This window comes from Clostridium sp. (genome assembly GCF_050717535.1).
In the GTDB taxonomy this organism is placed as follows: domain Bacteria; phylum Bacillota; class Clostridia; order Clostridiales; family Clostridiaceae; genus Clostridium_AD.
The window spans coordinates 1-25563 of record NZ_JBOITM010000017.1 but is presented as its reverse complement, the minus strand read 5'-3'; the positions used below and the strand labels follow the sequence as shown (position 1 = coordinate 25563).

The 25563-nt window shown below is 30.5% G+C and carries 24 protein-coding genes; 8 read left to right on the top strand and 16 right to left on the bottom strand.

The features are described from left to right. Positions 1-292: 292 nt before the first annotated feature. Positions 293-496: a hypothetical protein gene (locus ACREVU_RS03690; RefSeq protein WP_431550278.1), complete on the top strand. Its 204-nt coding sequence runs from the start codon at positions 293-295 to the stop codon at positions 494-496. Between the two features lie 191 nt (positions 497-687). Here the strand turns inward: ACREVU_RS03690 and ACREVU_RS03685 are convergent, their stop codons facing one another. From ACREVU_RS03685 to ACREVU_RS03645, 9 genes are all read right to left on the bottom strand, one after another. Beyond that, the gene (locus tag ACREVU_RS03685; RefSeq protein ID WP_431550277.1) at positions 688-2862 is read right to left on the bottom strand and encodes a methyl-accepting chemotaxis protein; all 2175 of its coding nucleotides are present in this window, start codon (positions 2860-2862) and stop codon (positions 688-690) included. Positions 2863-2956: 94 nt separating this feature from the next. Further along, positions 2957-4705, bottom strand: coding sequence for an EAL domain-containing protein (locus ACREVU_RS03680; RefSeq protein WP_431550276.1), 1749 nt, complete (start codon positions 4703-4705; stop codon positions 2957-2959). Positions 4706-4869: 164 nt separating this feature from the next. Continuing rightward, complete coding sequence (gene pbfA / locus ACREVU_RS03675) at positions 4870-6231, bottom strand: (R)-1-hydroxy-2-aminoethylphosphonate ammonia-lyase (protein WP_431550275.1); 1362 nt, start codon at positions 6229-6231, stop codon at positions 4870-4872. Next, entirely contained in the window at positions 6221-7036 is an 816-nt protein-coding gene (phnX, locus tag ACREVU_RS03670; protein WP_431550274.1) for a phosphonoacetaldehyde hydrolase, read from the bottom strand. Before phnX ends, pbfA begins: the two co-directional genes overlap by 11 nt. Beyond that, on the bottom strand, positions 7024-8127 hold the full coding sequence (gene phnW / locus ACREVU_RS03665; RefSeq protein ID WP_431550273.1) for a 2-aminoethylphosphonate--pyruvate transaminase: 1104 nt from the start codon (positions 8125-8127) through the stop codon (positions 7024-7026). The genes phnX and phnW overlap by 13 nt, the downstream gene beginning before the upstream one ends. A gap of 21 nt (positions 8128-8148) precedes the next feature. Further along, positions 8149-9135 carry an extracellular solute-binding protein gene (locus tag ACREVU_RS03660; protein WP_431550272.1) on the bottom strand — a complete coding sequence of 329 codons (987 nt, stop codon included), beginning with the start codon at positions 9133-9135 and terminating at the stop codon, positions 8149-8151. 54 nt (positions 9136-9189) lie between these two features. After that, positions 9190-9669, bottom strand: a complete 480-nt coding sequence (locus ACREVU_RS03655; RefSeq protein ID WP_431550271.1) for an ABC transporter permease subunit — start codon at positions 9667-9669, stop codon at positions 9190-9192. A gap of 17 nt (positions 9670-9686) precedes the next feature. Then, positions 9687-10814, bottom strand: a complete 1128-nt coding sequence (locus ACREVU_RS03650) for an ABC transporter permease subunit (protein ID WP_431550270.1) — start codon at positions 10812-10814, stop codon at positions 9687-9689. Next, positions 10807-11559, bottom strand: a complete 753-nt coding sequence (locus tag ACREVU_RS03645; protein WP_431550269.1) for an ABC transporter ATP-binding protein — start codon at positions 11557-11559, stop codon at positions 10807-10809. Before ACREVU_RS03645 ends, ACREVU_RS03650 begins: the two co-directional genes overlap by 8 nt. A gap of 316 nt (positions 11560-11875) precedes the next feature. Between ACREVU_RS03645 and ACREVU_RS03640 the strand changes: the two genes are divergently transcribed. Next, positions 11876-12640, top strand: a complete 765-nt coding sequence (locus tag ACREVU_RS03640; protein ID WP_431550268.1) for a DeoR/GlpR family DNA-binding transcription regulator — start codon at positions 11876-11878, stop codon at positions 12638-12640. A gap of 5 nt (positions 12641-12645) precedes the next feature. Here ACREVU_RS03640 and ACREVU_RS03635 read toward each other — a convergent pair whose 3' ends face one another. Further along, positions 12646-13245, bottom strand: coding sequence for a zinc dependent phospholipase C family protein (locus ACREVU_RS03635; RefSeq protein ID WP_431550267.1), 600 nt, complete (start codon positions 13243-13245; stop codon positions 12646-12648). 156 nt (positions 13246-13401) lie between these two features. Here ACREVU_RS03635 and ACREVU_RS03630 point away from each other — a divergent pair, with 156 nt between their 5' ends. Beyond that, entirely contained in the window at positions 13402-13998 is a 597-nt protein-coding gene (locus ACREVU_RS03630; RefSeq protein WP_431550266.1) for a uracil-DNA glycosylase, read from the top strand. A gap of 23 nt (positions 13999-14021) precedes the next feature. Here the strand turns inward: ACREVU_RS03630 and ACREVU_RS03625 are convergent, their stop codons facing one another. The 3 genes from ACREVU_RS03625 to ACREVU_RS03615 all read right to left on the bottom strand — a co-directional run bounded on the left by ACREVU_RS03625 (position 14022) and on the right by ACREVU_RS03615 (position 16553). Then, positions 14022-14393: an FxLYD domain-containing protein gene (locus tag ACREVU_RS03625; RefSeq protein WP_431550265.1), complete on the bottom strand. Its 372-nt coding sequence runs from the start codon at positions 14391-14393 to the stop codon at positions 14022-14024. Continuing rightward, positions 14341-14628 (bottom strand): zinc ribbon domain-containing protein, encoded by a 288-nt coding sequence (locus ACREVU_RS03620; RefSeq protein WP_431550264.1) that lies wholly within the window; start codon positions 14626-14628, stop codon positions 14341-14343. The genes ACREVU_RS03625 and ACREVU_RS03620 overlap by 53 nt, the downstream gene beginning before the upstream one ends. Before the next feature lie 221 nt (positions 14629-14849). Then, complete coding sequence (locus tag ACREVU_RS03615) at positions 14850-16553, bottom strand: methyl-accepting chemotaxis protein (RefSeq protein WP_431550263.1); 1704 nt, start codon at positions 16551-16553, stop codon at positions 14850-14852. A gap of 824 nt (positions 16554-17377) precedes the next feature. Between ACREVU_RS03615 and ACREVU_RS03610 the strand changes: the two genes are divergently transcribed. Together ACREVU_RS03610 and ACREVU_RS03605 are read left to right on the top strand one after the other, a co-directional pair. Further along, positions 17378-18805: an aspartate ammonia-lyase gene (locus ACREVU_RS03610; RefSeq protein ID WP_431550262.1), complete on the top strand. Its 1428-nt coding sequence runs from the start codon at positions 17378-17380 to the stop codon at positions 18803-18805. A 90-nt stretch (positions 18806-18895) separates the two neighbouring features. Further along, positions 18896-19735 (top strand): dicarboxylate/amino acid:cation symporter, encoded by an 840-nt coding sequence (locus ACREVU_RS03605; RefSeq protein WP_431550261.1) that lies wholly within the window; start codon positions 18896-18898, stop codon positions 19733-19735. An 855-nt stretch (positions 19736-20590) separates the two neighbouring features. Here the strand turns inward: ACREVU_RS03605 and ACREVU_RS03600 are convergent. From ACREVU_RS03600 to ACREVU_RS03590, 3 genes are all read right to left on the bottom strand, one after another. Then, complete coding sequence (locus ACREVU_RS03600; protein WP_431550260.1) at positions 20591-21139, bottom strand: transposase; 549 nt, start codon at positions 21137-21139, stop codon at positions 20591-20593. Positions 21140-21688: 549 nt separating this feature from the next. After that, on the bottom strand, positions 21689-21850 hold the full coding sequence (tnpA, locus tag ACREVU_RS03595) for an IS66 family insertion sequence element accessory protein TnpA (RefSeq protein WP_431550259.1): 162 nt from the start codon (positions 21848-21850) through the stop codon (positions 21689-21691). 53 nt (positions 21851-21903) lie between these two features. Further along, on the bottom strand, positions 21904-22029 hold the full coding sequence (locus tag ACREVU_RS03590) for a zinc-ribbon domain-containing protein (RefSeq protein WP_431550258.1): 126 nt from the start codon (positions 22027-22029) through the stop codon (positions 21904-21906). Positions 22030-22450: 421 nt separating this feature from the next. Here ACREVU_RS03590 and ACREVU_RS03585 point away from each other — a divergent pair, with 421 nt between their 5' ends. The 3 genes from ACREVU_RS03585 to ACREVU_RS03575 all read left to right on the top strand — a co-directional run bounded on the left by ACREVU_RS03585 (position 22451) and on the right by ACREVU_RS03575 (position 25490). Further along, positions 22451-23377, top strand: coding sequence for a transposase (locus tag ACREVU_RS03585; protein ID WP_431550257.1), 927 nt, complete (start codon positions 22451-22453; stop codon positions 23375-23377). Positions 23378-23454: 77 nt separating this feature from the next. Continuing rightward, on the top strand, positions 23455-24714 hold the full coding sequence (locus tag ACREVU_RS03580; RefSeq protein WP_431550256.1) for a site-specific integrase: 1260 nt from the start codon (positions 23455-23457) through the stop codon (positions 24712-24714). A 152-nt stretch (positions 24715-24866) separates the two neighbouring features. Next, positions 24867-25490: a tyrosine-type recombinase/integrase gene (locus ACREVU_RS03575; RefSeq protein ID WP_431550255.1), complete on the top strand. Its 624-nt coding sequence runs from the start codon at positions 24867-24869 to the stop codon at positions 25488-25490. The last annotated feature ends 73 nt before the right edge of the window (positions 25491-25563 follow it).

Here is a 25563-nt window from a genome sequence, read left to right as displayed (position 1 = left end):
GATAAAGTTAATTAAAGTTTAGTTAATGTTAATTAAACTTTACAACTGTATATTGCATTGATTTCATTAATTTCCAATTAAAGTTTTTACTGTGGTTAAACATATTTTATAAAATAACAGGATAATAGGCTTTTGATTGTTAATAGGTTAAAAAACGATTACAAATGTTTTAATTTACATAGACTTAACACAACCTTAATATGCTATTAATCAAATTAGTTCACAATATAAAGTAACCACAAATAGACTTATATGAAAACGATAATTTATTAATTACGTAAGGGGTGTTATTGTGATACTTAATTCTGAAAAAAGTAATATATTTAATAAACTTATGATCGATACTGTTAATGCTAAAGAAGATGAGTTCCAATTTGAAGGAGACCAATATAATGTTTGCTCTGATGGTGTTTGTGTACAAACTTTAATTAATGATAAGATTTTATATCGTATTTTTATTGAAGAAGATAAACGTAATAATCTTGTAACTCATTAATGTATACTTAGGATAATATTTTTTATGGTTTCGACTTCTAAATCCAAACCTATTCATAATGTAGAGAAAATCTATAGATGAAATAAACACTTATACTAATTCATAACATTCATATAATTAAAACCCCATATCATAATTAAGATATGGGGTTTAATTATATGGACTTTTAGATAAGCATCCTACTAGGAATTTTATAATCTAAATTTATTCATTTTTTCTCTAAGTTCATTAGTTGAATTTTCTAATTCTTGTACTAGGCTGTCCATATTCACAGTTTCAATATATTGATTTTCAATTACAGAGCTTATTTGATTTACGGAATTTGTAAACTGGGAGCAAATAATATTTACTTCTTTAAGTGTATTTATAACACTGCTATTTTCATTATTTAGGGTATCAATGCTAAGATCTATATTTTCAATAGAAGAAACAATATCATCTGTGGAACACAATGCCTTTTGATAGCTTCCAATAGTATCATTTATAGCACTATCCTGCTCATTAAAAACTCTATTTACTTCATCTATGCTCCCTTCAGTTTTGGACATATTATTATTAACACTACTAACTATATTCTGTATTTTATTCATTTGTTCTCCTATTCCTTCTGATAAATTTCTAATTTCTCTAGCTACCACACTAAAACCAGCACCATATTGTCCCGCACTAGCTGCTTCAATAGATGCATTTAAAGACAATATATGAGTTCTTTTAGAAATGCTATTTACAACATCTACTATGTTTTTAATACCCATTAAATCTGCATATAATTCCTTAAAAGACATATTTACTCCATTTAGTTTATCAGTACTTTCTTTATTTATATGTTTTAAGTTAGTGACTGTACTTATGTTTATATTATTAATATTCTTAATATTTTCAGCCTTTAAATACATATCTGTGGATTGCTCTTTTATGTTTTGAACTTTTTTAGTTATGGCTTCAAAAGAGCTTACACTTAAATTGATTACACTATTTAGTTTATCAGTGTCTGCAGATACCAATTGAGTATTTTCTGTGATTATCTCCATACCGGTTACTATATTATGTTGCGCTGTACCTGTAACCTTATTAATATGTAAAAGATCTTCTGTTACCTTCTTCACGTCAAAGACTAGTGATTTAATATTTTCAGTCATAGAATTAAAGCTCTTGGACAGTTTACCAATTTCATCGTTACTTTTTATTTCATTAATAACTGTAAGGTTTCCTTTTGAAATTTCTACTGTATTTTCTACAAGTACATTCATGGGCCTCAGAATTTTTCTAATAAATAAGTAACATAGTGGTACCATAACAACAAGCATTATAAAAGTCATTAGTACAATAAGATTTCCTAATATATTTGATGCACTTTTAATATTATTCTGGTTCACAGTAAGAACTACTAGACTTTTTAGCTCAGGTATACTAATATAAAATGCGCTAAATGTATCTTTGCCTGTCTTATATGTAAGCTCCTTCATATCAACATTTTCAAAATTCTTGATATCTTTAGTAATCGTAACTAATTCAGGTATATCTAACTTTTTATTGATACGATGTTTGTCTGGATGGTAGATTATATTTTGTGAACTATCCACTACAAATAAAAATCCATCATCTAAAAATTTAAACTTATCAAACCTTTGAGAAAAGTAGTCTGTGTAAACACTTTTTCCAGCAATTCCTATTACATTAGCATTTTCATCCACTATTGGCTGTAAAAATGTAACTACTGGCTTAAAGTTAACAGTAGACATATATACAGAACTTAAAGAACCTGCACCACTTAAAGCTTTTTTTGCGTAATCCTTTTGACTTAAATCAGTATTTAAAAACTCGTTGTTGCTATCTACTATAATTACTCCATTTTTATCAGTAATAAAAACATGCTCATCTGTGTTATTCTTTTGAGCATAAATCTTTAACTTATTTGTAGTCTTTTCAATTTCATCTTTATACATGATCTTAAATTCTTCCCTGGTCGTATTGTTTCTATGTTTTACAACTGAAATAATATCATCATTTAATGCATTCTTTTCCACATCACTAATTTGTATTTTTATTAGATTCTTAAAATTTTCATATACCTCATTAGACACTAACTTCATGTTTTGTTTATTAGTGCTTAACATTTTATTATAAGTAACTCTATATATAATTGCATTTTCTATAGCCATGAAAATAACTAGGATCACGGCTACTACTGAGATAATTTTAATGGGTATAGAAATATTTTTAAATCCTTTAAATTCTTTATTTATTCTAGATTTCTTAAGACCTTTAGTTTTATTACCCTTTGCAATGATTTTATAAGCACCTTTTGAAATTATAGAGGTAAAGCCTCTGAATATCGCCTTTTGATTTTTGAAATTAAAACTCATTGTATGCAACTCCTTTAGTTAACATTGGATAACTTCTCCAATTTTATAATACTTTATTAATGTTAATTTCATGTTAGCTAAAAGTTAAAACTAATTACATTAAATAACAGCTTTTCATTATTTTTTTAGATTCTATTTTACACCTCTTTTTGATTTTTGCCGCATCCTCAGTTAATTCATATATATTTGTATAAGACTTATTTTTATCCATTACAACTGCAATTGATATGCTCATTATTGGATAATTCTCTTCATTGTTATTCCTGTTAACTGATTTTATATATCCATTTTGCCTATCATGATCATTATAGAAATTTGATATATTGCTATCAAATTCATCTATTATGTTTTGGCAAAGCGCATAGGCATCATGACCTGGAATTATTGCAACAAAATCATCTCCACCTATATGACCTAAAAAACTTTCTTTATAAAGACAAGCATGCTTTTGAATAACACTTGCTGTAAATGATAAAATTCTATCACCATTTTCAAACCCATAAGTATCATTAAAAGCTTTAAAATCATTTATATCAAAATATAAAAGAGAAAACTCTTTTTTTTCTAAAATCAACTTAGAAATAGAATCTTCGATAACAACATTTCCAGGTAGTCCTGTTAGTGGATTTGAATACTTTGCTACATTTATTTCAAACTGCATTGTTTTCTCAAGTAGTGATATAACAGGAACCACACCATAATATTTATTATCTTTTTCTACTATTATATAATCATATAGTTTATCCTCTTCCCTTGATATAACCATTTTTGATACTTTATCAAGGGAGGTGTAATAATCAACAACAAGTGGATTTGGGTCCATAATTAAGTGGACATACCTTTTCATAAATATTGACCAGCCATATTGAGTTCCAACCTTAGAAAAAAAATTAGAATTCATAACTATACCAACAGTCATAGAGTCACTATTAACTATTGGGATACCTGCTCTATTGGGATTACTTTTAAAGAGTTTGTTTATTTCACTACAAGTTGTTGTAGCTAAAACTGGAATATCCTGCCTTGCTATTTCTCCTATTTCAACATTTGAACTTGAACTAAAACTATGTTTTTTTAAACTCATATTTTTATCTAAAATTCTCTTTTTTATTAACTCCGGTGTTTCTAATAAATAATCGTTAGGCCTGTTTATTAAATATCCTTGACCATAATGTACACCTATCTCAATGAGAGTATTGAGGTCACATACATCTTCAATACCTTCAGCAATAATTTTAGTGTTAGTGGTATTTGCAAATTCAACGAAGGATTTAATTATTGCTTTTTTAAAATTATCTCTAGTTACATTTGTTATTAAACTCATATCCATTTTAATATAGTTTGGTCTTGTTTTGGCTATAGTCGAAAGACCTGAATAGCCTGTTCCTACATCATCAATAGCTATTTTATAGCCCTGTTGTTTGTAATAATCTATTACTTCATTAAAATTTTTATAATTATCAATTGAAGTTTTTTCAGTAATTTCAAATATAAGCGACAGTGGACTTATATTATGTTCTGTTAATATATCTTTAGTAAAGCCTCTAATAAAATGCTCATCTTTTAGAACAGCAGGGTCTACATTAACAAAAAGGAGCTTATCAGAATTATGACTACTAAATGTCTTTATTGCATTTGATCTACATAAAATTTCTAAATCCCAAAGCAGATCATGGGTTTTAGCTTCTTCAAATAGTATTTCTGGATTTATATACTTACTATCTACAGGTCCCCTTGTCAATGCCTCGTACCCTATAACATCCCCCGTTTGCAATGAAACAATTGGTTGAAAAACACTTCTTAAATTATTATTTGCAATAATTCTTCTTAGCTCATCTGACATGTCTAAATCCCCCTAATAATCTTTTATTTAAATATAGTATATATTGGAATAGTTAATATTGCGTTAAGATTTATGTATATTTATGTTAAACCATCATTTAGCTTACTAAAAACATATTAAAAAGCATCCGCTTAAGCAGATGCTTTTTACAATTAATATAAATTTTATATATTTAAACTAAACACTATAGCCTTTTCAAAAATACTATAAGCTATATCAATTTCATTCTTCGAGACTATTAGTGGTGGATTCCAAGTTATACAATTTCCTGCAGATACCTTAAATGATAGACCCAATTCAAGAGATTTATATAGAATTTTTTCTGCAAGCTCTTCGTATTTTTCCTTTGAATTTCTGCTTTTCACAAATTCAAATGTAATTAATAAGCCTCGAATTCGTACATCACCAATACACTCATAAGTATTATACAAACCATTAGCCTTTTCTTTTACATACTTTGAAAGCTTCCTACAATTATCCAGAAGATGATTTTCATCAATAAAATCTATAGTAGCACAGATAGCTGCACATCCTAATGCTGGTTTTTCATGAGTATAATGCCCTAAAGAAATATCTCCAGCACAATCATACTTAGATTTTGTAAGAACTGCTGCTTGAGGTATTATTCCTCCTCCAAGTCCTTTTCCAAGAACAAGTATGTCAGGCTCTACATCAAAATTTTGATGCACATAAAATTCTCCACTTCTACCAATTGCCGTAGGGATTTCATCAAAAATTAGTAATATACCATTTTTATCGCATAGTGCCCTAAGCTGCTTAAAATAACTTTTGGGAGGTATATGTGTATCTGTAGCTCGGATTGGTTCTAATAATATTGCGCCTATATCTCCTTCATTCTTTATTATGTATTCAATGTAATCCGTGCAAAACTTAGAAGTACCCTCTTCATCTATATTCCCTAGTAGATTTCTATATCCATTATAGGGAATGGCTCTTATGCACCCTGGCATAAGCGGTCCCATATCTTTCTTAAAAGCATATTCTCCTCCTACAGAAATAGAGTCAAGTCCTGCTCCATGAAAAGATTCCCACATGGATATGACCTTATGTCTTCCTGTTGCTTTTCGTGCAATTTTAAGCGCAATGCCTACAGCTGCACTGCCCGATGGAGTAAATAACACCTTATAATCTTTGGATGTTGTCTTGTTCACTAATGCTATTGCAGCGCGTACCACAATATCAGCTGTATATCTTCTTGGAATAAAGGGCAGCTCCTCCATTTGCTTTCTAATAGCTTCAATTACATAGGAATTCTTATAGCCTATTTGATGAATACTATTACCATGAAAGTCCAAGTATTTTTTCCCTGACATATCCTCTATATAGCATCCTTCTGCATTTACAATTACATTCATGCATGGGGTAGACATAGCTTGTTTCATAAATACATATTCGTCAGCTTTTAACATATCTTTGCTTTTTTCATCAAGATCATTAATCCATTTTTCTCTATGCAGGCTAAAGTTCACATCGCCTTCTCGGTTTAATCCCAGCTTACTTTGCATTTGGTTTCTTGCCTTCAGATATCAATATATTAATTTTTTGAATTAACAGAGGAAGTTCTTTCATAGTTTTTATAGTAAAATCTGCACCAACTTTTAAAAAACACTCCTCAGTACTTTTAATAATTTCATTTTTGTCGTTATCAGAAAGACCCGTATACTCATCATAGCACAGTCCCATCTGTGAACTTCCAACAGCCACACCAACAGACCAAACACCCGCATTTATTCCCTCTTTAATATCTGATACCGTATCTCCTACCTTCACCACTTTCCATGGGGCCGAAAGTTTTAATGTTTCAATATTTTCAAATATCATATATGGATAGGGCCTCCCAATAGAGTTTGTAGAGTCTGGTGTTACCCAAAAATCTGGCTCATACCCTTTATCCTTAGCACCTGCCGTTACTATTTTCATCATAGCATCTGTATATCCTGTAGTTGAACCAATTTTTATCCCTTGATTTCTTAGTGCCTTAACAGTGTCTATAACATCCGGAATTGGATGTGTATATTCTTTTAGGGAAGATAAAAGCAATGGCTCAAATTCACCATATAAATTATCAATGTCCACTTCATTAAATTCCCTACCATATTTTTCTTCCCACAGTTTGCTTATTCTTTGCATTCCTAAAATAGCCTTAATGTGGTCTCTTTTAAGTATTCCCATAGGAGCTCTCGCTTCCTCCATAGTTATTTCTATTCCTGCCGCTTTAAATATCTCTAAAAATATGTTTACAGGTGCAAAACATCCAAAATCCACGGTAGTTCCTGCCCAGTCAAATATAACTCCTTCTACCTTGTCCATCTTTTTATCCCCCCCATGTATTCCTGTATAATAATGCATAATTTTTCAATATCTTCTTCATATATTTCACCGATATTACCAATTCTAAATGAATCAACCTCTGTTAACTTACCGGGGTATAGCACAAATCCTCTTTCTTTTACATAATCATAAAAGCCTTTAAAATTAAAATCTTCACTTGGGAAAAGAAAAGTTGTTATAATAGGGGATTGAAGTTCTTCGTTTATATATGAACTTATTCCTATATCTTTAAGCTTTTTTCTTAAAAGGTTATTATTGTCTGTATAACGTTTATTTCTACCTACAACCCCACCTTCTTCTAATAGCTCATCTAAAGCCTTAGAAAAAGCAGCAACCACATGTGTTGGAGAAGTAAATCTCCACTTACCATTCTCGTCCATATTCTTCCACTGATCATAAAGATCCAAGGATAAACTACTTGAATTACCTTGGCACTTAGAAAGTGTCTTAATTTTGGCTATGATAAAGGAGAAACCTGGAACACCCTGAATGCACTTATTAGCACTACTAATTAAGTAATCTATACCCAGCTTCTGAACATTAATTTCAATTCCTCCAAAACTACTCATAGCATCAAGTATAAAGGTTTTATCATACTCCTGGCATAATTTCGCAATATCTTCAATAGGATTCAGTATGCCAGTTGTAGTTTCTAAATGGACCATGACTACATGAGTAATAGCTTTATCACTATTAAGTATTATTTTTATTTCTTTAGCTTTAGGAAAAGTATCATATTCCACATTATACTTAACATAGTTAATTCCCATGCATTTAGCCATAGCTACAATTCTTTCTCCATAAGCACCATTAGTAAGTATTAAACATTTATCTTCTTTGCCAATAGTTGTATGGAGCACAGCTTCAACACCAAAGCTTCCACTTCCTTGCATAAGAACTGTAGTATATAGCTTAGGAGATGCTCCTGATAAGTTAAGGATCTCTCTTCTAATTTTTTGAGTAATTTCATTGTATTCATCATCCCAAGTGCAACGGTCAAGGAGCATTTGCTCTTTAACTGTCTTCGTAGTAGTTAGTGGTCCTGGTGTTAAAAGTTTATAATTTTTCATATGAACAATTCCTCCTATTACTTATTTTGAAGCTTTAAAAAATTCTTGATGTTTTGCAAGAAGTTCTACTGTTAATGGACTTTCAAACTTTTTAGGATTTCCTGGTTTATTTAAATTATCTATAGTTTCGCCAGTATAAAGTGCAACAGGATAATTTTTAATAAGTTCAGGTCTTGCTTTAGTTACTATAACCTTTGCCATTTCCATAGCAAGTTTTGTTGTATCTGTATCTTTCTTTTTAACTACTGCAATTGATTCTGTAAGTGAATAATTACCCTCTATTGGATCTATATAATTAATATCTTTTCCAGAAATTTTATCAGCTACTGCTTGGTGACGAAGTCCAAATCCTACTGCCACTTCTCCAACTCTAACTTTTTTTATTGGACCTGATCCAGAAGTTTCAATATGAGGCCCACAATTTACAATAAGTTTATGAAGTACAACACTACCTTCTTTTTCGCCGTATTCACTTATAATGGCCTGAATAAGAAGCCATGCAGTTGATGAATTCATTATATTAGGAATTGAAACTAAACCTTTATATTCATCTTTGGTTAAATCTTTTATAGATTTTGGCATATCAAGACCCTTTTCTTTCATAACTTTTGTATTCACGAATATTGAACCTGTATTCGCCAGTATTGGTGTATAATAGCTTGGATATTTTTCTAATGAATTAGTATCAAAATCTAAGTTTTCAAACATATTGTTTTTTTTCTGTGCGCTGTCTATAAAATAAGAGCTCATTGTTACTAAATTAGCCTCTATTTCATCACCTTCAGCCATTAATTTTCCACCAAGCTCAGATGTTCCTAGAGTTTGTAACACGTATTTCCCTTCATATCCAGAGGTGTCAAGACTTTTTTTCATAGATGTCACAGCTTCTTCATCCGCATTAGTGTATATAACAACCTTTTGTGCACTACTCGCACTACACCCTATAAGCGTAATTAACAATGAACATACCATTAAAGAAATTGTAATAATTTTAGAAGCTTTTTTCATAAGAAATCTCTCCTTCATTTTATATATTTATATAGTTATTAAATCTTCAAACATTTATTTGTGGATAATTAATTTTTTATTAACTAAGCTACAGCCAAGTTTAATAAATATATTAGTTGAAAAAATAAGTATAGATAGAACAAACACCTTATTAAAATTTTGGAAATGTTGAAGTTCATTAATTTTACTTGTTAAAAGGGATGTTCTTGCAGTAACAAGAAAAATAATAGCACTAATTGTAACCATAGAATTTATAAAATAATATCCAAACATTTCTACTATAGTGGCTATTGAATTAGGAATAATAACACGAATTATAGTTTTAATCCAGTTATCACCCATTAATTCCCCTGTTGTTTCCCAGGCAGGATTCATTTTAGATAAGGAGTTTTTAGCCATAAGATAAGGGGTGGTAAAAAAATGTACTGTATTACAAATAACTATTATTGTGAAAGTTCCTTTTAAATCACTTTTATTAAAAAGCAATAAGTATGCTAGTCCTAAAACCATCCCTGGAACTGTATTAGTTATCATTGAAAAAATATCTATTGTTAATTAGCTTTCTTATTCATAATGGAGCGAGCATTTACAATAGCTGCACTATAGCAAATTAATGTACCACTAATTGCCGAAATAATTGAAACGTAAAATGAATTTTTATATACATCTAAAATATCTGCTGATAAAACAGTATCTTTAAAAAGCTTGGCATTAAAGCTCATATCATAGGGATAGTTGTTAACAAAAGGTGCTACAAACATCACTAAAAATATTAACATAATACCTACCACTACACTAACTAATACTAAAGCAAAAGAAATGTCTCTAAATTTGTTTTTACATAGTTCAATTTCCGTAAATTTGTCATAACTAAAATTATATCTTTCAAGATAATTTAAAAAGAGCACTGCAAAAACTGCGGGTATAAGCATAAGTATCGCTATGGCAGCGCCACCATTAAAATTAGGTATTGACCCGAGCATTACTTCATAAAGCTGTGTTGATATTACACTATATGTACCCCCTACAGAAGCAGGTATACCGAAATCTGTAAAGCTTAAAATAAAACTAAGTACAAAAGCTCCTCCTAAAGTACCAATTAAGGGACGAAAGATTGTATTTATAAAACTTCTTAAAAAATTATCACCCATAAGTTTTGATACAACAATAAACTTTTTATCAATGTACTCAAAAGAATTATTTATAAGAAGGAAAGCTGAAGGTAGTGTATAAATTACATATCCTACTAGAAGTCCGTTGAATCCATAAATTTGAAATATCTCTCTTCCAAAAAGTTTTGTTAAAAGTCCTTGCTTACCAAATGAATATATTATGGCGAATCCATAAGTTATGGTAGGTAAAAGCATTGGTATAGAGATTCCATTCTTTATCCAATTTTTTATGGGACTAAATATTTTCGTACAGTTTACTCCGTAAGCTATAATAAAAGCAGAAATTGTTGTTATTAATGCCGTAATCAAGGAAACTTTTATACTATTTCCTATGGCAATTAAAAACTCCTCATTATGAGTAACTAAATAATAATTAGAAAATCCTATGCCATTTTCGCCCTTAAACGAATTCATTGAAAGTATTATTAGTGGAGTAAAAAGAAATGCTATAAAAAACAAGGTTATAACGATAAAAATAATCTTTGTTTCAAGTTTTTTTCTATACATAACTCTCTCCAAACAAATTATAAATGTTATCTCTTTTTATTTTTAATTGGCGTAATATGAACTCCTCCACAAATTTATTTTTAGGTTGATGTACTACCTCTCTTGGTGAACCATACTGTGAAATCTTACCTTTATCAATAATCAGCACCTTATCCGCCATAGTTAGTGCCTCCTCTGGATCATGAGTTACTATAATAGTTGTAAGCTTGTACTGCCTAGTAATAGCTTTAATTTTTTCCTTAATTGTCTCCTTTATAACTCCGTCAAGAGCACTTAAAGGTTCATCAAGAAGAAGTATTTTAGGTTTTGTTGCTAGTGTACGAGCTAATGCAACCCTTTGTTTCTGCCCACCAGATAACTCATGAATTTTTTTGTATAAATGAGGTTTTAATTCTAAAAAATTTATAAGTCCCTCAAGTTCTTTTGGAGTTACTAAATTAGGTTTATTTTTAAGGCCATATACTATATTCTTATAGGCATTAAGATTAGGAAAAAGAGCATAGTCTTGAAAAACAATATTAAATCCTCGATCCTTCATGGTTACTTTACTTATATCTACGTCATTAAATATAATACATCCACTATCCATTGGTGTTATTCCTAGGATTATATTTAGCAATGTAGTTTTACCACTTCCACTGGGTCCCAGCATAGAAACAATCTCGCCATTTTCTATTTTTAAATTAATTTCATCTAGTATTAATTTGCCATCGAATTGCTTTGTTATATTTCTGAGTTCAAGCATTTTATTCACCTCCAAAATGTTTTTGCTTTTATTTTATCGCACTTTTAGTATACATTGATAAAGGTTAATACATATTATGAATAGGTTAAGAGTGTGTAAATTATTACTATATGTTTATTATGTTTTTACTATATGTTGATATACTTTGTGGTCATATATGGCAATTTCTTTATTTATTCTGTAATACTTCCTTGTACATTGTCATGATTTATGATAAGTTGTTTATATATTATGAGTACGAAAATAAATAGACTATTATATTGCTTGTTGTTTATTTGAATGTGCCACAATAAAAAAACTATGTTAGGGTGATTTTATGTTACCAAGTGAGAGACAAAATAAATTTTTAGAATTACTTTCAACAAAGGATGTGGTTACAATCTCTGAATTTATGGATGAATTTGATATATCTATAGAAACAGTTAGGCGTGACTTATCAATTTTAAAAAAACAAAACAAGATTGAAAAGGTATATGGAGGAGCAAAGATTAAAGATGCCACCTTAGGTGAGTCAACTATGGAGAAACGAATGTCTAATAAACTACTACAAAAGGAATCTATTGGTAAAAAATGTAGTGAATTTATAAATGATGGAGACTGTATTTTTATTGACAGTGGTTCAACCACCTATCATATTGCAAAGCACATTATGAATAAAAAAAGACTAACCATAATAACCAACTCCATTCCCGTTTTAAACCAATTATTAAATACCGAACATGAAATTATTATAATTGGGGGAAAGGTAAGACATAATGAGAGGTCTATAGTATCTTATGACTATATTTTTAATTTTTCGCAATTAAACATTCAAAAGAGTTTCATTTGTGCTGGTGGAATAACACTCGAAAATGGAATTTCTGATTTTAACATGCAGGAAGCATTAATACGAAAGACTATTATAGAAAGATCTAAAGAAATATTTGTAGCAGCTGAAAGCAGTAAATTTGGTAGAGATGTAACAATCAATATTGCTCCAATCAGCAAAGTAAATTATATCGTGACAGATTCTAATCTAACTAAACCCATGGCAAGTAGTTTCAATAAATTTAAATCAAAAATAATTATAGCCGAAGCATAAACTCTTCAGCTATTTTTGTGATTTATAAGAAATGCTTTTGAAATATTAATTTCATTTTGATGAATTAACAACTGACTTGAACTTACTATTAATTTTGAGATTTGGGAAGAAGCAATTAAAGCATTTGTTATATCTCTTGTTAAGCTCTTTGGCTCTGAATTGTATTCTCCCTGTAATGTAAGTACTGTGGCTTCTACACTATTTTCAAACATTTCATAATTATTAATATTTATTTTACCTTTTAAAAGAAGTATTATCAATTTTACGTGTAGAATTAATTCATAAAAAAGATGCTCCCATAATCTTTTTTTCTCATTACCTTCTCTATGATATAAACAAAAATAATCACAAACAAAATGGCAAGCCACCCCTAAGGATATTGAAAATTGTATATTTGAAATGTTTTTATCCATCAATTCTTCTGAATATTTATTAACATTATATAAGCTTTCTTCTAAAGTGTGTGGACTATTAATATCTTTATTAGTAAAATCCGGCTTTATATTGCCATATGCAAAGGCTAGCCTGTTTAATTTAAAATTTGTTTCTTTTGAAATGTGCTTATATAAAATTTGAGATATGAGTAAGTGGGTATCAACTATCATGTTATTACACCTCCCCTATATTTATAGTATATCCCAAATTGATGCAATTATAATTTAGATTGGGTTAAGATATGGTTATCTTATGGTTAAAGGTTATGGAGTAAGTGTTATAATTTAGTTAAAAGACAAATTCAATGAATGGTGGTGTTTATAATTTTGAATATTGAAGAAGAATTAAGAGCGACTATTAAAAATATTACTGAAAATTATAAAGATGAATTAACAAGCGGATGGATTGCAGGAAATGGACCTATACCAACTGAAATACTTTTTATTGGAGAATCTCCTGGCAGAACTGAAGTTGAACAAGGCATTCCCTTTGTCGGTATGACTGGAAAAACTTTCGAAGAATATCTAAATTCTATAGAACTAAAGAAATCCGATATAAGAATTACAAATGTTTGCTATTTTAGACCAATTAAGATCAAACAAGGAACTACGGGGAATAAATCAGTAAGCAATCGTACTCCCACCCCTTTAGAAGTAGATCTTTTTAGAGAGGTTTTAGACAAAGAGATAGCAGCCGTAAATCCAAAAATTATTGTTACACTAGGAAATACTCCCCTTAGGAGATTTACTGAATCTCAATCTATAGGAAGGTGTCATGGATTATTGATGTATAGCGAAAAACTTGATAAATACGTTTTTCCAATGTATCATCCATCTGCTCTTACTTACAATAGAACTGAAGATTTTTTGCAGACATATAAAAATGATTGGAATAAGTTAAAAAGAGCACTGAGGCTAATATAGTCCTCAGTGCTTAATTTTAAAAATTATTTCCACAAACTTTTTTTGTAATTATTAAGTGAAATATCAACAGAGTAATAATTTTCATTTATGCTGTGTTTAATCTCAAATTCCTTACACTCTCCAGATTGTATCTTTCGATTCCATTCAGTAAAATCAGAATCTAAAACATTATCATTTACATCTTTATATTTTATATTTACTTCAAAATGATTTATTACTTTACTTCCAATATTCTTAACACTACCCCGTAGGTAAGTGTAATTGTCTTCATTTACCCAAGTCCATCCATCATTAATTACTAGTTGTTTTGAATTATTATTTTTTCTCTTTTGTTTTATTTCCCTATATAACTCTTTTGTTTTTTTTGTATAATTGAATATTTTTCGAATGAACACTTTCTAAAAATTTCTTCAATGATTTTTGTGTTTTTTTTGCACTATTATGTAAATGAACCTTGCTTGAACCAATAATTTCAGAAACTTTTTTCATTGATTTCTGCATTTTTTTTGGTTTTACAGGTACTTCAAATTTCCTTGTTAATTCCTGATTAACATCTCTAAGGTCATATCCACATTTACTACAAAATAAATTTTTTTCTTGATTTTCCGCACCACAATTCCTACAATTCATATTTTTTCCTCCATTTTAGCTTGTACACTAGCAAAAAAATTGTTTTTTATTTCTTTGCCTTAATACATATTTGACAAAACAACTAAATAACCTCTATTATTATATTTTTTGTACCCTTTGCTTATCATGGAGGATGTTTTAAAAAAGTATATATTAGGATTTCTACAAATAGTTAATTACTGAAAATACTATTAAAATAAGAGTAATAAAAATAGAGGCACTTAAACTTTAAATTGTTTTGTTAAATCTTGCATCTTAATAGCCATCTCTTTTAGAATATCCGAAGACGCATTAACTTCCTCAATAGTTGCTGATTGTTCTTCCATAGATGCTGAATTATTAGTGCTGGTTTCAGACAGTTCAACAGAATGCTTCTTTAGATTAGTCATATTTTTTAGCAAATCATCCATTTTGGACACTATTAAATTTATATTACTATTTACATTATTTATAGTATAATTCACTTTCTTATTTGATGATTCAATAACAGAAAAAGCATTGCTAACACCATTTGAAACTTCTTTATTTTGTTCTAATTCTAGAAGTCCTAATTTTGCTTTAGTATTGATACCCTCTGTATCTTTTTTTATATAAACAAGTATTTTGTTAATTTCCTTTACGGCACCATCAGATTGCTGTGATAGCTTCCCAATTTCTCCAGCTACAACTGCAAATCCTCTACCTTGTTCCCCCGCTCTTGCTGCCTCAATTGATGCATTTAATGAAAGAAGATTGGTTTGTTTTGATATGCCAGTTATCAAACTTAATATATTCGTTATTTCAGAGTTTCTTTTATTTAATGTTTCAGCTTGCTTATCAAAATCCGAAATTATTGCATTTATTTTCATTAATTGTTGCATCATATTCTCCATGTTGCTTTTACCCTTCATACAATTGTCAATTGTTTCATTAGACTCTTCTTGCATTTGTTTAGCATTTATTAATATATCTTGCATTTCACCATTAGAATTTTCAATTTTGATTAGTGCTGAATCCACCAATTCACATTGTTTAGTAGATATTTGGCTAGACATAACTATGGATGCAACTATTTCCTCATTTACTCTACTGCTTTCATCCATACTTATTGCTAATTGATTAGATGAATCAGATATTTGTATGCTATTTTCTTGAACATCCTTAACAATGCCCTTAAGAGAATTTTTCATAATAATAAAAGAATTTCCTAAATCTTCCACTTCATCTTTAGAGTTAAAGTTTAAATCATTTATATTTAAATTACCATTTGATATTTCTTTAGCAAAATCATTTAATTGATTTAATTGTTTTGTTATTTTTTTACTAAACTTAGAAGCGAATAATATGCCCAAAACAGATACTCCTATAATAGTAAGAATTATTAAGCTAAGAGTTATTTTATACGTCTTTTGTATGTTTCCATCCAGAATCTGCATATACTCTGATTCATCTACTAAAATATTACCAATACTAACAGTAGCAAAATCTTGTTTTCTTTGTATGCTAGTATGTACATCAATAGCCTCTACAGCACCATGAGCAGTTCCTAAATTAGAAAAGGCTGCTATACTATCATTATTAATAGTATCTAAAATATTTTTAAGTCCCTCATACTCACTTTTACTTTTGTCATAAATAATGGTTTTGTCTAACTTTGTAAATACGACTTTAATTTCATCCCACTTTTTCTTATATTCCTTATTATCTAATTTACCGTCACTTCTAATTACAGAATTAAATATATTTACTAACTCCGCCGTTTTAACCTTAACTTGCCCTTCTAGGGCTATATTACTTATAATACTTTTGTATTGATTAATTACTCTTAAATTCATTACTACAGAAACTGCATTTATTATTACCATACATGACAAAAGTACCACAAAATATTTAATTAAACGTCTACTAATAGAATTATTCTTATTTTTATACAGTTTCTTTTTCATGCCATCCCGTCCTTTATTTCTCTTTATTTTACATTTATAGTATAACTTACTTAGTACTAATTCTATATTAAATTCTTTTTCCCTCTATTTTATCAAATTATTTATAAACATATTTTTACACATACCCCTATAATATAAAAACTAAAAATAACTCCATTAAACTTAGCCTTCTAGAGTTATTTTTTTTAGTTTATAAAACTGTTTTGAGGCATCATTTATACATACTAATCCACGTCTAAGCCCTTGTAAGGCATATCGAATTCATTACCATCTAACTCTTCTTCAAATGAGAATTCTGGGAAGCCATCTAGTTAAGTGGCTACATGAGCACCATGTATATAAATAGTGTGAGAATCCATAATACCTGTAATAGGCATTCCTAAATTTATCACAGTTATATAGACTCTACCACCTGTTTATTTATTTCTGATCCATATTTAAAGACATATTGTTGCCTCTTTACTCCATAATATGATTACATAATAGAATTGATTATAAATCCTAAGACTCTCCTTGCACTATATAGCCTATTTCCACTGTAATTGAGAAAACAAATATAATATTATTATAACAGTAATCTTGCATTATTCATAATATTTAGAATATTATGACTATATATTCATCTTAATAATTTCATATAAACATAAATTGTTTTTAATCTAATTTGCCTTTAAATCACCGTATATAGAGTAATATAACATTAATTGCTATATTTTTTTTAATTGTTCTATTTATCATTAAGACTATAAATTCTAGCTATTAATTTGACAAATTTATTTTATAGGGTATTATTAAGGTATTAAGATAAATAAGGAGGAATCATTATGAATGAAAACTTTCAAAAATATAGAGTAGAAAACGATTCTGTAGGATCTAAGAATGTACCTGTAGGAGCATATTACGGAGTGCAATCACTAAGAGCAGCAGAAAATTTTAATATTACAGGTAAACGAATGCATAGCGAATTAATAGTTAGCCTTGCCCAGGTAAAAAAAGGCACAGCCATTGCCAATAATGAAGCTGGGTTAATGAGTAAAGATGTAAGACGTGCTATAGTACAAGCATGTGATGAAATAATAGCCGGTAAATTACATGACCAATTTATAATTGATCCCATCCAAGGTGGAGCAGGCACTTCAGGTAATATGAATGCCAATGAAGTAATTGCAAATAGAGCAAATGAAATATTAGGCGGTAAACTAGGCGCTTATGATAAAGTTCATCCAAATGATCATGTAAACATGGGACAATCTACAAATGATGTATTCCCAACAGCAGGCAAAATGACAGCTCTAAAACTTATTCCAAGAACCTTAGATGAGTTAAGAAAACTGTACGATGCACTTATTGCAAAGTCTGTAGAATTTGATGATGTTATTAAAATGGGAAGAACTCAAATGCAAGATGCCGTGCCTATTAGATTAGGGCAAGAATTTCATGCATATGGATCAGTGATAAAAAGAAATATTGCTAGGTTAGAAAAAGCTAGTGAAGGTCTAAAAACTGTAAATATGGGTGCTTCTGCTATAGGCACAGGAATAAATGTAGATACAGAGTATTTTAAAAATATTGTTCCAGCAATCAACAAAGTTATTAATCTAGATTTACGTCAAGCAGACGACTTAGTAGACGGAACACAAAATCTAGATGTTTTTGTAGATGTTTCATCAGCTCTTAAAACTTGCGCTGTAAGTCTATCTAAAATATCAAATGACTTAAGATTAATGTCCTCAGGCCCAAGAACAGGCTTTGGCGAAATCAACCTTCCCGCAAAACAAAATGGTTCTTCAATAATGCCAGGAAAGATAAATCCTGTAATTCCAGAGGTAATGAGTCAAGTGTCCTTCAATATTATAGGGAATGATGTTACCATAACTATGGCAGCAGAAGCTGGACAATTAGAACTCAATGCATTTGAACCTGTCATATTCTATAACTTGTATGAATCTATAGAAACACTAGCCAATGGAGTTAACACACTTCGCAAAAATTGTATTGTAGGTATTACTGCTAATAGAAAAAGATGTAAATACTTAGTAGATAATAGTGTAGGTATAATAACAGCAATAGTTCCTCATGTAGGCTATAAAGCAGCCGCTAAAATTGCAGATAGAGCAATTGAAACTGGTGAATCTGTAAGAGATCTTGTACTTAAAGAGAATATTTTAACTAAAGCAGAACTTAATGAAATATTGGATACAGTAGCAATGACTGAACCGGGGATAGCGGCAAAGCATTTGATGGCTATATAAATATAGGAATTTTTCATTAGTTTAGTGTGAACAATAGCATCTAATTTTACTATTAGATATCATCAAATAGTAAAATTTGATGCTTTAGCTATGTCTGAAGGCAATATGCTTCAAATTATTATAGTTGCTGTATTAGTTGGTATAGGGTTATCACTTCTGGGGAAAAAGGGTGAGTCCTTAATTAATTTACTTGAAAACCTAAATGATCTAATAATGAAATTAGTAGATATCGTTATGAACTTTGCACCTATTGGTGTATTTGGACTTATAGCTAAAACCTTTGCAACTGTAGGGTATGCAGCCATGATTCCACTAATGAAATATATTCTCACAATATATCTTGGTCTGATACTTGTTTCAGTATTAGGGTATGTAAGTCTTTTAAAAGGCTTTACTGGGCTATCCATAAAGAAATTTTACAAGAAATTTTTCCCTGCTATGTCTGTAGGTTTCTCAACAGCTAGTAGTAATGCTACAGTACCAGCAAACTTAGATATATGCGAGAAAAAATTGGGAGTCTCAAAGGGAATTGCTGCTTTTACTATTCCGTTAGGCGCAACTGTTAATATGAACGGCACTGCTATTATGCAGGGTGTAGCCACCTTCTTCGTAGCTCCAGCATACGGTATTCCTGTTACACTAGGTATGATGGTAACGGTTGTCCTAACTTCAACCATTGCTTCTATAGGTACAGCCGGAGTCCCTGGTGCTTCCATCATTATGTTATCTATGGTATTTCAATCTGTAGGCCTTCCCCTAGAAGGAATCGGGCTTATAATGGGTGTGGATAGATTGGTAGATATGGGCAGAACCGTTGTGAATATTACAGGAGATGCTATTTGTACTGTTATAATTGCTAAGCAAGAAAAGGAATTGGATGTTGATGTGTTTAATAATATGAAGGCTGATGAGGGTAGTAAGGTTGCTTAGATAGGTATATTATATATAAAAAAAGTGTAGTTTGTTTACTACACTTTTTTTTGTGGATTAATTTAAAGATTGGAAACACGCTATTGAGGAAGTTTACCGACGAACTTGTATAGTACAATTGATTATAATTTACTCAATTTTAATATTTTCTTAATCTTCTATTAACATAAACATGATACTATTTATATATGAAGAAGGGAGAGTGAAGTATATTAGTAATGAGAGCGTATTTATAATTACTAAAGATGTCATTGATGAATGTCTTGCTGATTCTATTGAAGAAGAAGACAAATAAAAAAACAAGTCTACATTAATATTGTAGGACTTGTTTTTTTATTTGCCTTCAGCTTTCTATGGTTTTATTTCTTAGTAGGAACACTCTTATACTATAACTGTAATAATCTACTTGTTGTTAAAATTCTTACCTAGGGGTACTTACAAGAACAGGTGCAGCGCAGTGGAGGCTGTGCTCGTTTGTTAATGTAATGCTTGTACCTGTAATTTTATAGGCCTCAGAGCTGTTTGATGAGAACGAAGGGAACCTCTTGCTACTGAATAAACATAACTTTCTTTTTTTATGTTGCTGTCCAGATCCCATTGCAAAAATTGCAAACGTAGTTTAGAATCTCTGTTTGCTAGTTTTTTTTACAAGTGCCTGTCACCCTAGTGAGGAGGTTTGCCGACGAACTTGCTACAAAATATACTTCTAATAGTCTATTCACCTGTTTAAGTAATGGGCACTTACACCTAAAACAATAATCCTCATTAATATTGAATTATGTGAGGCTCTCAAAATCACCCTCAATAATTTACCCGCAACTCTGATATCACATCGCACCTTTCGACAAGTGACAGTCACCAAATTGCACTCTCAACAAATTCTTTATAATATAGCCTCCTATTTTCACTCTTAAAGTATGATAGAATTCTAAAAGTTTCTATTGTTTTTTCAGGAACAGTACTTATGTACATTCTATAGCTGCTCCAGGGGTAAAGCTCAGGCCTTTCAACCATTTTCGCTCTTACTGGATTCAAATGTATATATCTGCTTGTTTCTAATACATATTTATCATCAGCGATTATTTCTGATCCATATCTTTCTTGAAAAAGATGCCCAACATAATTATATTTATTATTAAAATATTTAGCATATAAATTATTTAACCTTCCCACAAAACATTTTATGTGCGTTTCTTTTGTTTGAACTTGCAAATGTACATGATTAGACATTAAGACATAGCTCATCACTTCAAACTGATCGCTTGTTTTTTCCAATACGTACTCTATAGTACTTAAATATACTTGGTAATCCTCATCATCCCTAAATAAATCATTTCTTCTATTTCCTCTAGCTGTAATATGCATCATGACATTTGGGTACCATTCTCTATTTTTACGAGTCATCTATAATTCACTTCCTAAATACTTTTTTAGTTTTATTCTAATTATAGACAACAGCATTTTTTATATTCATTGTAGCTATGCAAAAACACCTTTGAATTATTTATTATAAATTTAAAGTTTTTTCCATTTTAACGACGAAAAAACTGCCGAAATACATTTGTATATTTCGGTAGTTTCCTCCTCGCTTTGCACCTTTCGACAATTGACAGTCACTTTTGTGCTAGACTCTCAAACATTATTAATAATTGCAAGCAGACTATACCGAAATTTTATACAAATATGCTGTTAAATCCATAATCTCCTATAAATTTCGGTATAGTTAAAACTTCGGTATAAGCAATATAGATATGATCAGCCTCATCGGCTATATGACGTCATGGTTCCTGCAGAACTCTCATTAGTCCTGCTAAAGAAGTTTGATTGAAATTACTTGGAACTGTTACCTATATACTTTTAAAAAATATCTGAAAATCATCAGATTTATCTGAATTGTCAAATACCTCGTCGGCATTTAAAAGGATTGGAGTGATTTCAGCAAAAGTCATTTCATTATCCAGATTTTGTTTTTTTACTTATTTTATGATTCCAATAATGATACTTACCTTTGCTAATCTCATTGTTTTTACACCATTCTGAAACTGACATTCCACTTTTACTTCTTTTATTAATTATTTGCTCCCAGAGAAGCAGGTCTTCAGTTGTAGATCTCAAAATAAAACCTCCCATCGATTACTTTATCAAAGTATACCAAATGGGTGGTTAATTTACATTACGGTGTTTGTTCCATCGCTTACGGTACTTTGTTGCTGTGATACTTGAATAACATTCCCACATTCTTCACAAAATTTTGTATTCTCTGATAAATCCGCTCCACATTTTATACAATACATAGTCATCCTCCTACCTATAAAATTAATGGTTCACTTATCATTATAAGCAAAAAATTGCATTATGTGGGGCTCTCAAAATTACCCTCAATAATTTGCCCAAATAATGAAAAAGCATCAAGCACATCGTACCTTTCGACAAGAGACAGTCACTTTTGTGAAAACTTGCTTCCGACTTGCTTTCTTTTCCCACTTTTATCCCACTCTCCCTATACTCATTCCGCCTCCTTAATACCCTTCTTAGTGCTTGTACTTGTTAATTTTTTGGACCTCGGAGGCAATGTCATCAAGCTAAGAATACACAAAATGGAAAATGAATTCTTCCTATGATTCAAAAAAAACACTTGACATTCTCAAAACACCCTAATAATCGATTTGAGTACCTTATTTCAGGGTATATCTTATGGATATTGGGGTGTTTTTAATGAAAACAAAAAGAAATTTTCTTTCAAAAGGGATTATAATATCAGAATCACTAATAAATGATATAATATTTATGTGTGAGACAAGAATAAAAAAAACATATTTCACAAGGGAAGGAAATAATATAATGACGTTTAAAAGTATTGTAGTCTTTATTTTAAATTTTGTAAAAAGGAGCCTTCAGCTAGAGTTAGATGATTTTTTTAATGGCATAAACGTTACAAATGTTAACGTTACAAAGCAAGCCTTTTCAGCCGCCAGACAAAAATTATCTCCAACGGCCTTTATAAAAATGTCTGATGAAATAATTAAATGGTTTTATAAAGATACTGACTATAAAAGGTATAAAGATTATAGATTGTTAAGCATTGATGGAACAATTCTAGAAATAAATAATACTGAGAAATTAAGAGATAAATTTGGATATATTGAAAATCAAACCATTAAAGTTGCACGTGCTAAAGCCACAGGGTTATATGATGTTGAAAATGATATGATTTTAACTTCAGTAATAGGCAAGTATAGAGCAAGCGAGAGAACGCAAGCAGAGGAATTAATAAACAACTTAGAACAAATAGGTTTTTCAAATGATCTTATTCTATTTGACAGAGGCTATCCATCAAGAGAATTTATTTCATTTATAGAAGGTAAAAAAATACATTATCTTATGCGTGTGTCTAATGCTTTTTTAAACGACGTAGTCAATGTACCAAATGCTGACCAAATAGTTGAAACAAAATATAAGGGTAAACTCATAAAAATGAGAGTTCTTAAATTTCAATTAGATTCAGAAACGGCGGAAATTTTAATAACAAATATATTCGATGAAAGCTTTAGCGTAGCTGACTTTAAGGTGCTATATTTTAAGCGCTGGGGAATTATGCCGACTTTTTCGTTATGCCGATATTTTTACACAGTTAGCTTCTGATGCCAATTTAAAATTAAAAAATCGGCATTTCCTGTTATGATTGAAGAATCAAATAAATCATAACAGGAGGTATTGTCATGAAACAATCTATTGAAGACGTTGTAAATGGAACGATGCAACAGGTCAAGTTTTCCGGTATAAAAGAACATACTGTTCTTTTGTACCAAGATGTAAGTAATACAATAATACACTATGTTAAAGAGAAAGGAGATGGTAGCTATTCTGAAATGATTTTGGATAATTATCAGGCAAATGCTGAGAAACGCTACATTAATCAGGAAATCTGCCTAGGATACCTACGATTTATTAAACGAGTTGTTCGAATGTTAAGGTCTTATGCTGAGACCGAAATTATAGACGTTTCCAGAGCTGTACTAAAAAAAAGATATCATCCATCTGCTCTGCACAAGGATTTGATTGGGAAAATATTAGATAATAAAGCTCTTCGTGGAGGATCTCGTAATGAAATGGATATTGTAATGAGACACTTCTTCTGCTTTACAGAAGAAGCAGGTATAATAGATACTAATATTTCTGATACTGATTTTTTTAAATTTATGGAAATGGTATCTGAAACAAACAAAGGCAGTATCGGTCGTACGTTTCGAGCTTTAAAATATATCTCAGCTTATTTTAGGAAATATCAGATAGCAGATTTAAAATCAGATATTTCTATGTTGAAAATGAAATCCGCTCCGGTTAGACTTATTCCACCCTATTCACAGGATGAAATTAAGCGTATGATTTCATGTATAGACACATCAACATCTGTCGGTCTTCGTGATTATGCTATACTGGTTATGGCATTTGAAACCGGATTAAGAGCAATTGATATCATAAAGATGAAATTTCAAGATATTAAATGGAAAACGGCAGAAGTTCAGATTATTCAAAGTAAAACAAAGGCTCCCCTCCAGTTGCCACTTAACGCAACTGTGATGAACGCAGTTGCTGATTATATTTTACATGTACGTCCTAAAAGTGATATTTCTGAGATTTTTCTTACAACGAAAGCGCCTATTAAAGCAATTGCCCGTAGTTCATCATTGGATTGTATTCTTGAAAAATACAGGCAGATTTCAAGTGTAGAAAAGAAACCACAGCGGGCGTTTCATAGTTTACGCAGAACATTTGCCACAGAACTTTCATTAGCAGGAGTGCCACTACCTACTATTTCACAGATGTTAGGGCATAAAAAAATTGACGAAGACAAACCATACCTTTCATACAACAGAACACAGGTATCGTTCTGTGCTATGGATTTTTCAGAGATTCCAATTACTGGTGGGATTTATGCTTCTAATCATATTTCTGTAGGAGTAGGTGGTATGATATGATTTTTATAGAAGAATTACTGAATGACTTCCAAAAGATGATAAATTTCAGGAAATCTGTTGGATATGCTACTGATACATATAAAAGTTCAGTTCCACCATTCATCCATTTTTGTAGCGACAACTATGTCGATGCCACATGTATAACACAGGAGATGGTCGATGCCTGGCTGAATTATTATCCTTATAAAACAGCTAGAACACAGGCAGTGTTCATTTCTTTATTGAGACAGTATACAAAGTTTATTAATTCGTTAGGAAAAAATGCGTTCATACCAGATGATGATTACACTATTCATTCAGATAGATATCACTCATATATATTTACTGATGAGGAACTTCAGATCCTGTTTCAAACAATTGATACTATTTCTCCTTCAAGAAAAAAGAAATATAAACGCGAGATTGTCCTTCCAGTATTATTCCGAATGATGTATTGCTGTGGAATGCGTCCCTCAGAACCATTGCATCTCCGAATGGACGATATAGATTTAGATACAGGTGATATTTATATAAGGCAGACTAAGAAAAGCAAAGATAGGCATATAATCATGTCTGAAGATATGCGTCAGTTGTGTTTAAAATACAGCATTTTTGCTGGTGAAAGATGTTGGTTTTTCGAAAGGTGCGATGGAGAGCCATTTCAGACTAGATGGATGACAAGACTATTTCATATATGTTGGGATAAGAGCGAATTAGTTAAACATGGGAACCCTCGCCCATATGATCTTCGTTATCCAAACCTATATAAAATCCAAACCTTTTTGATGAAAAGCTGATATTTCAGTTGTTTCGTAGAAAAAAGGTTTGGATTTTTTTCTTATGGTAAATACTTTTATTATCAAATGAAAT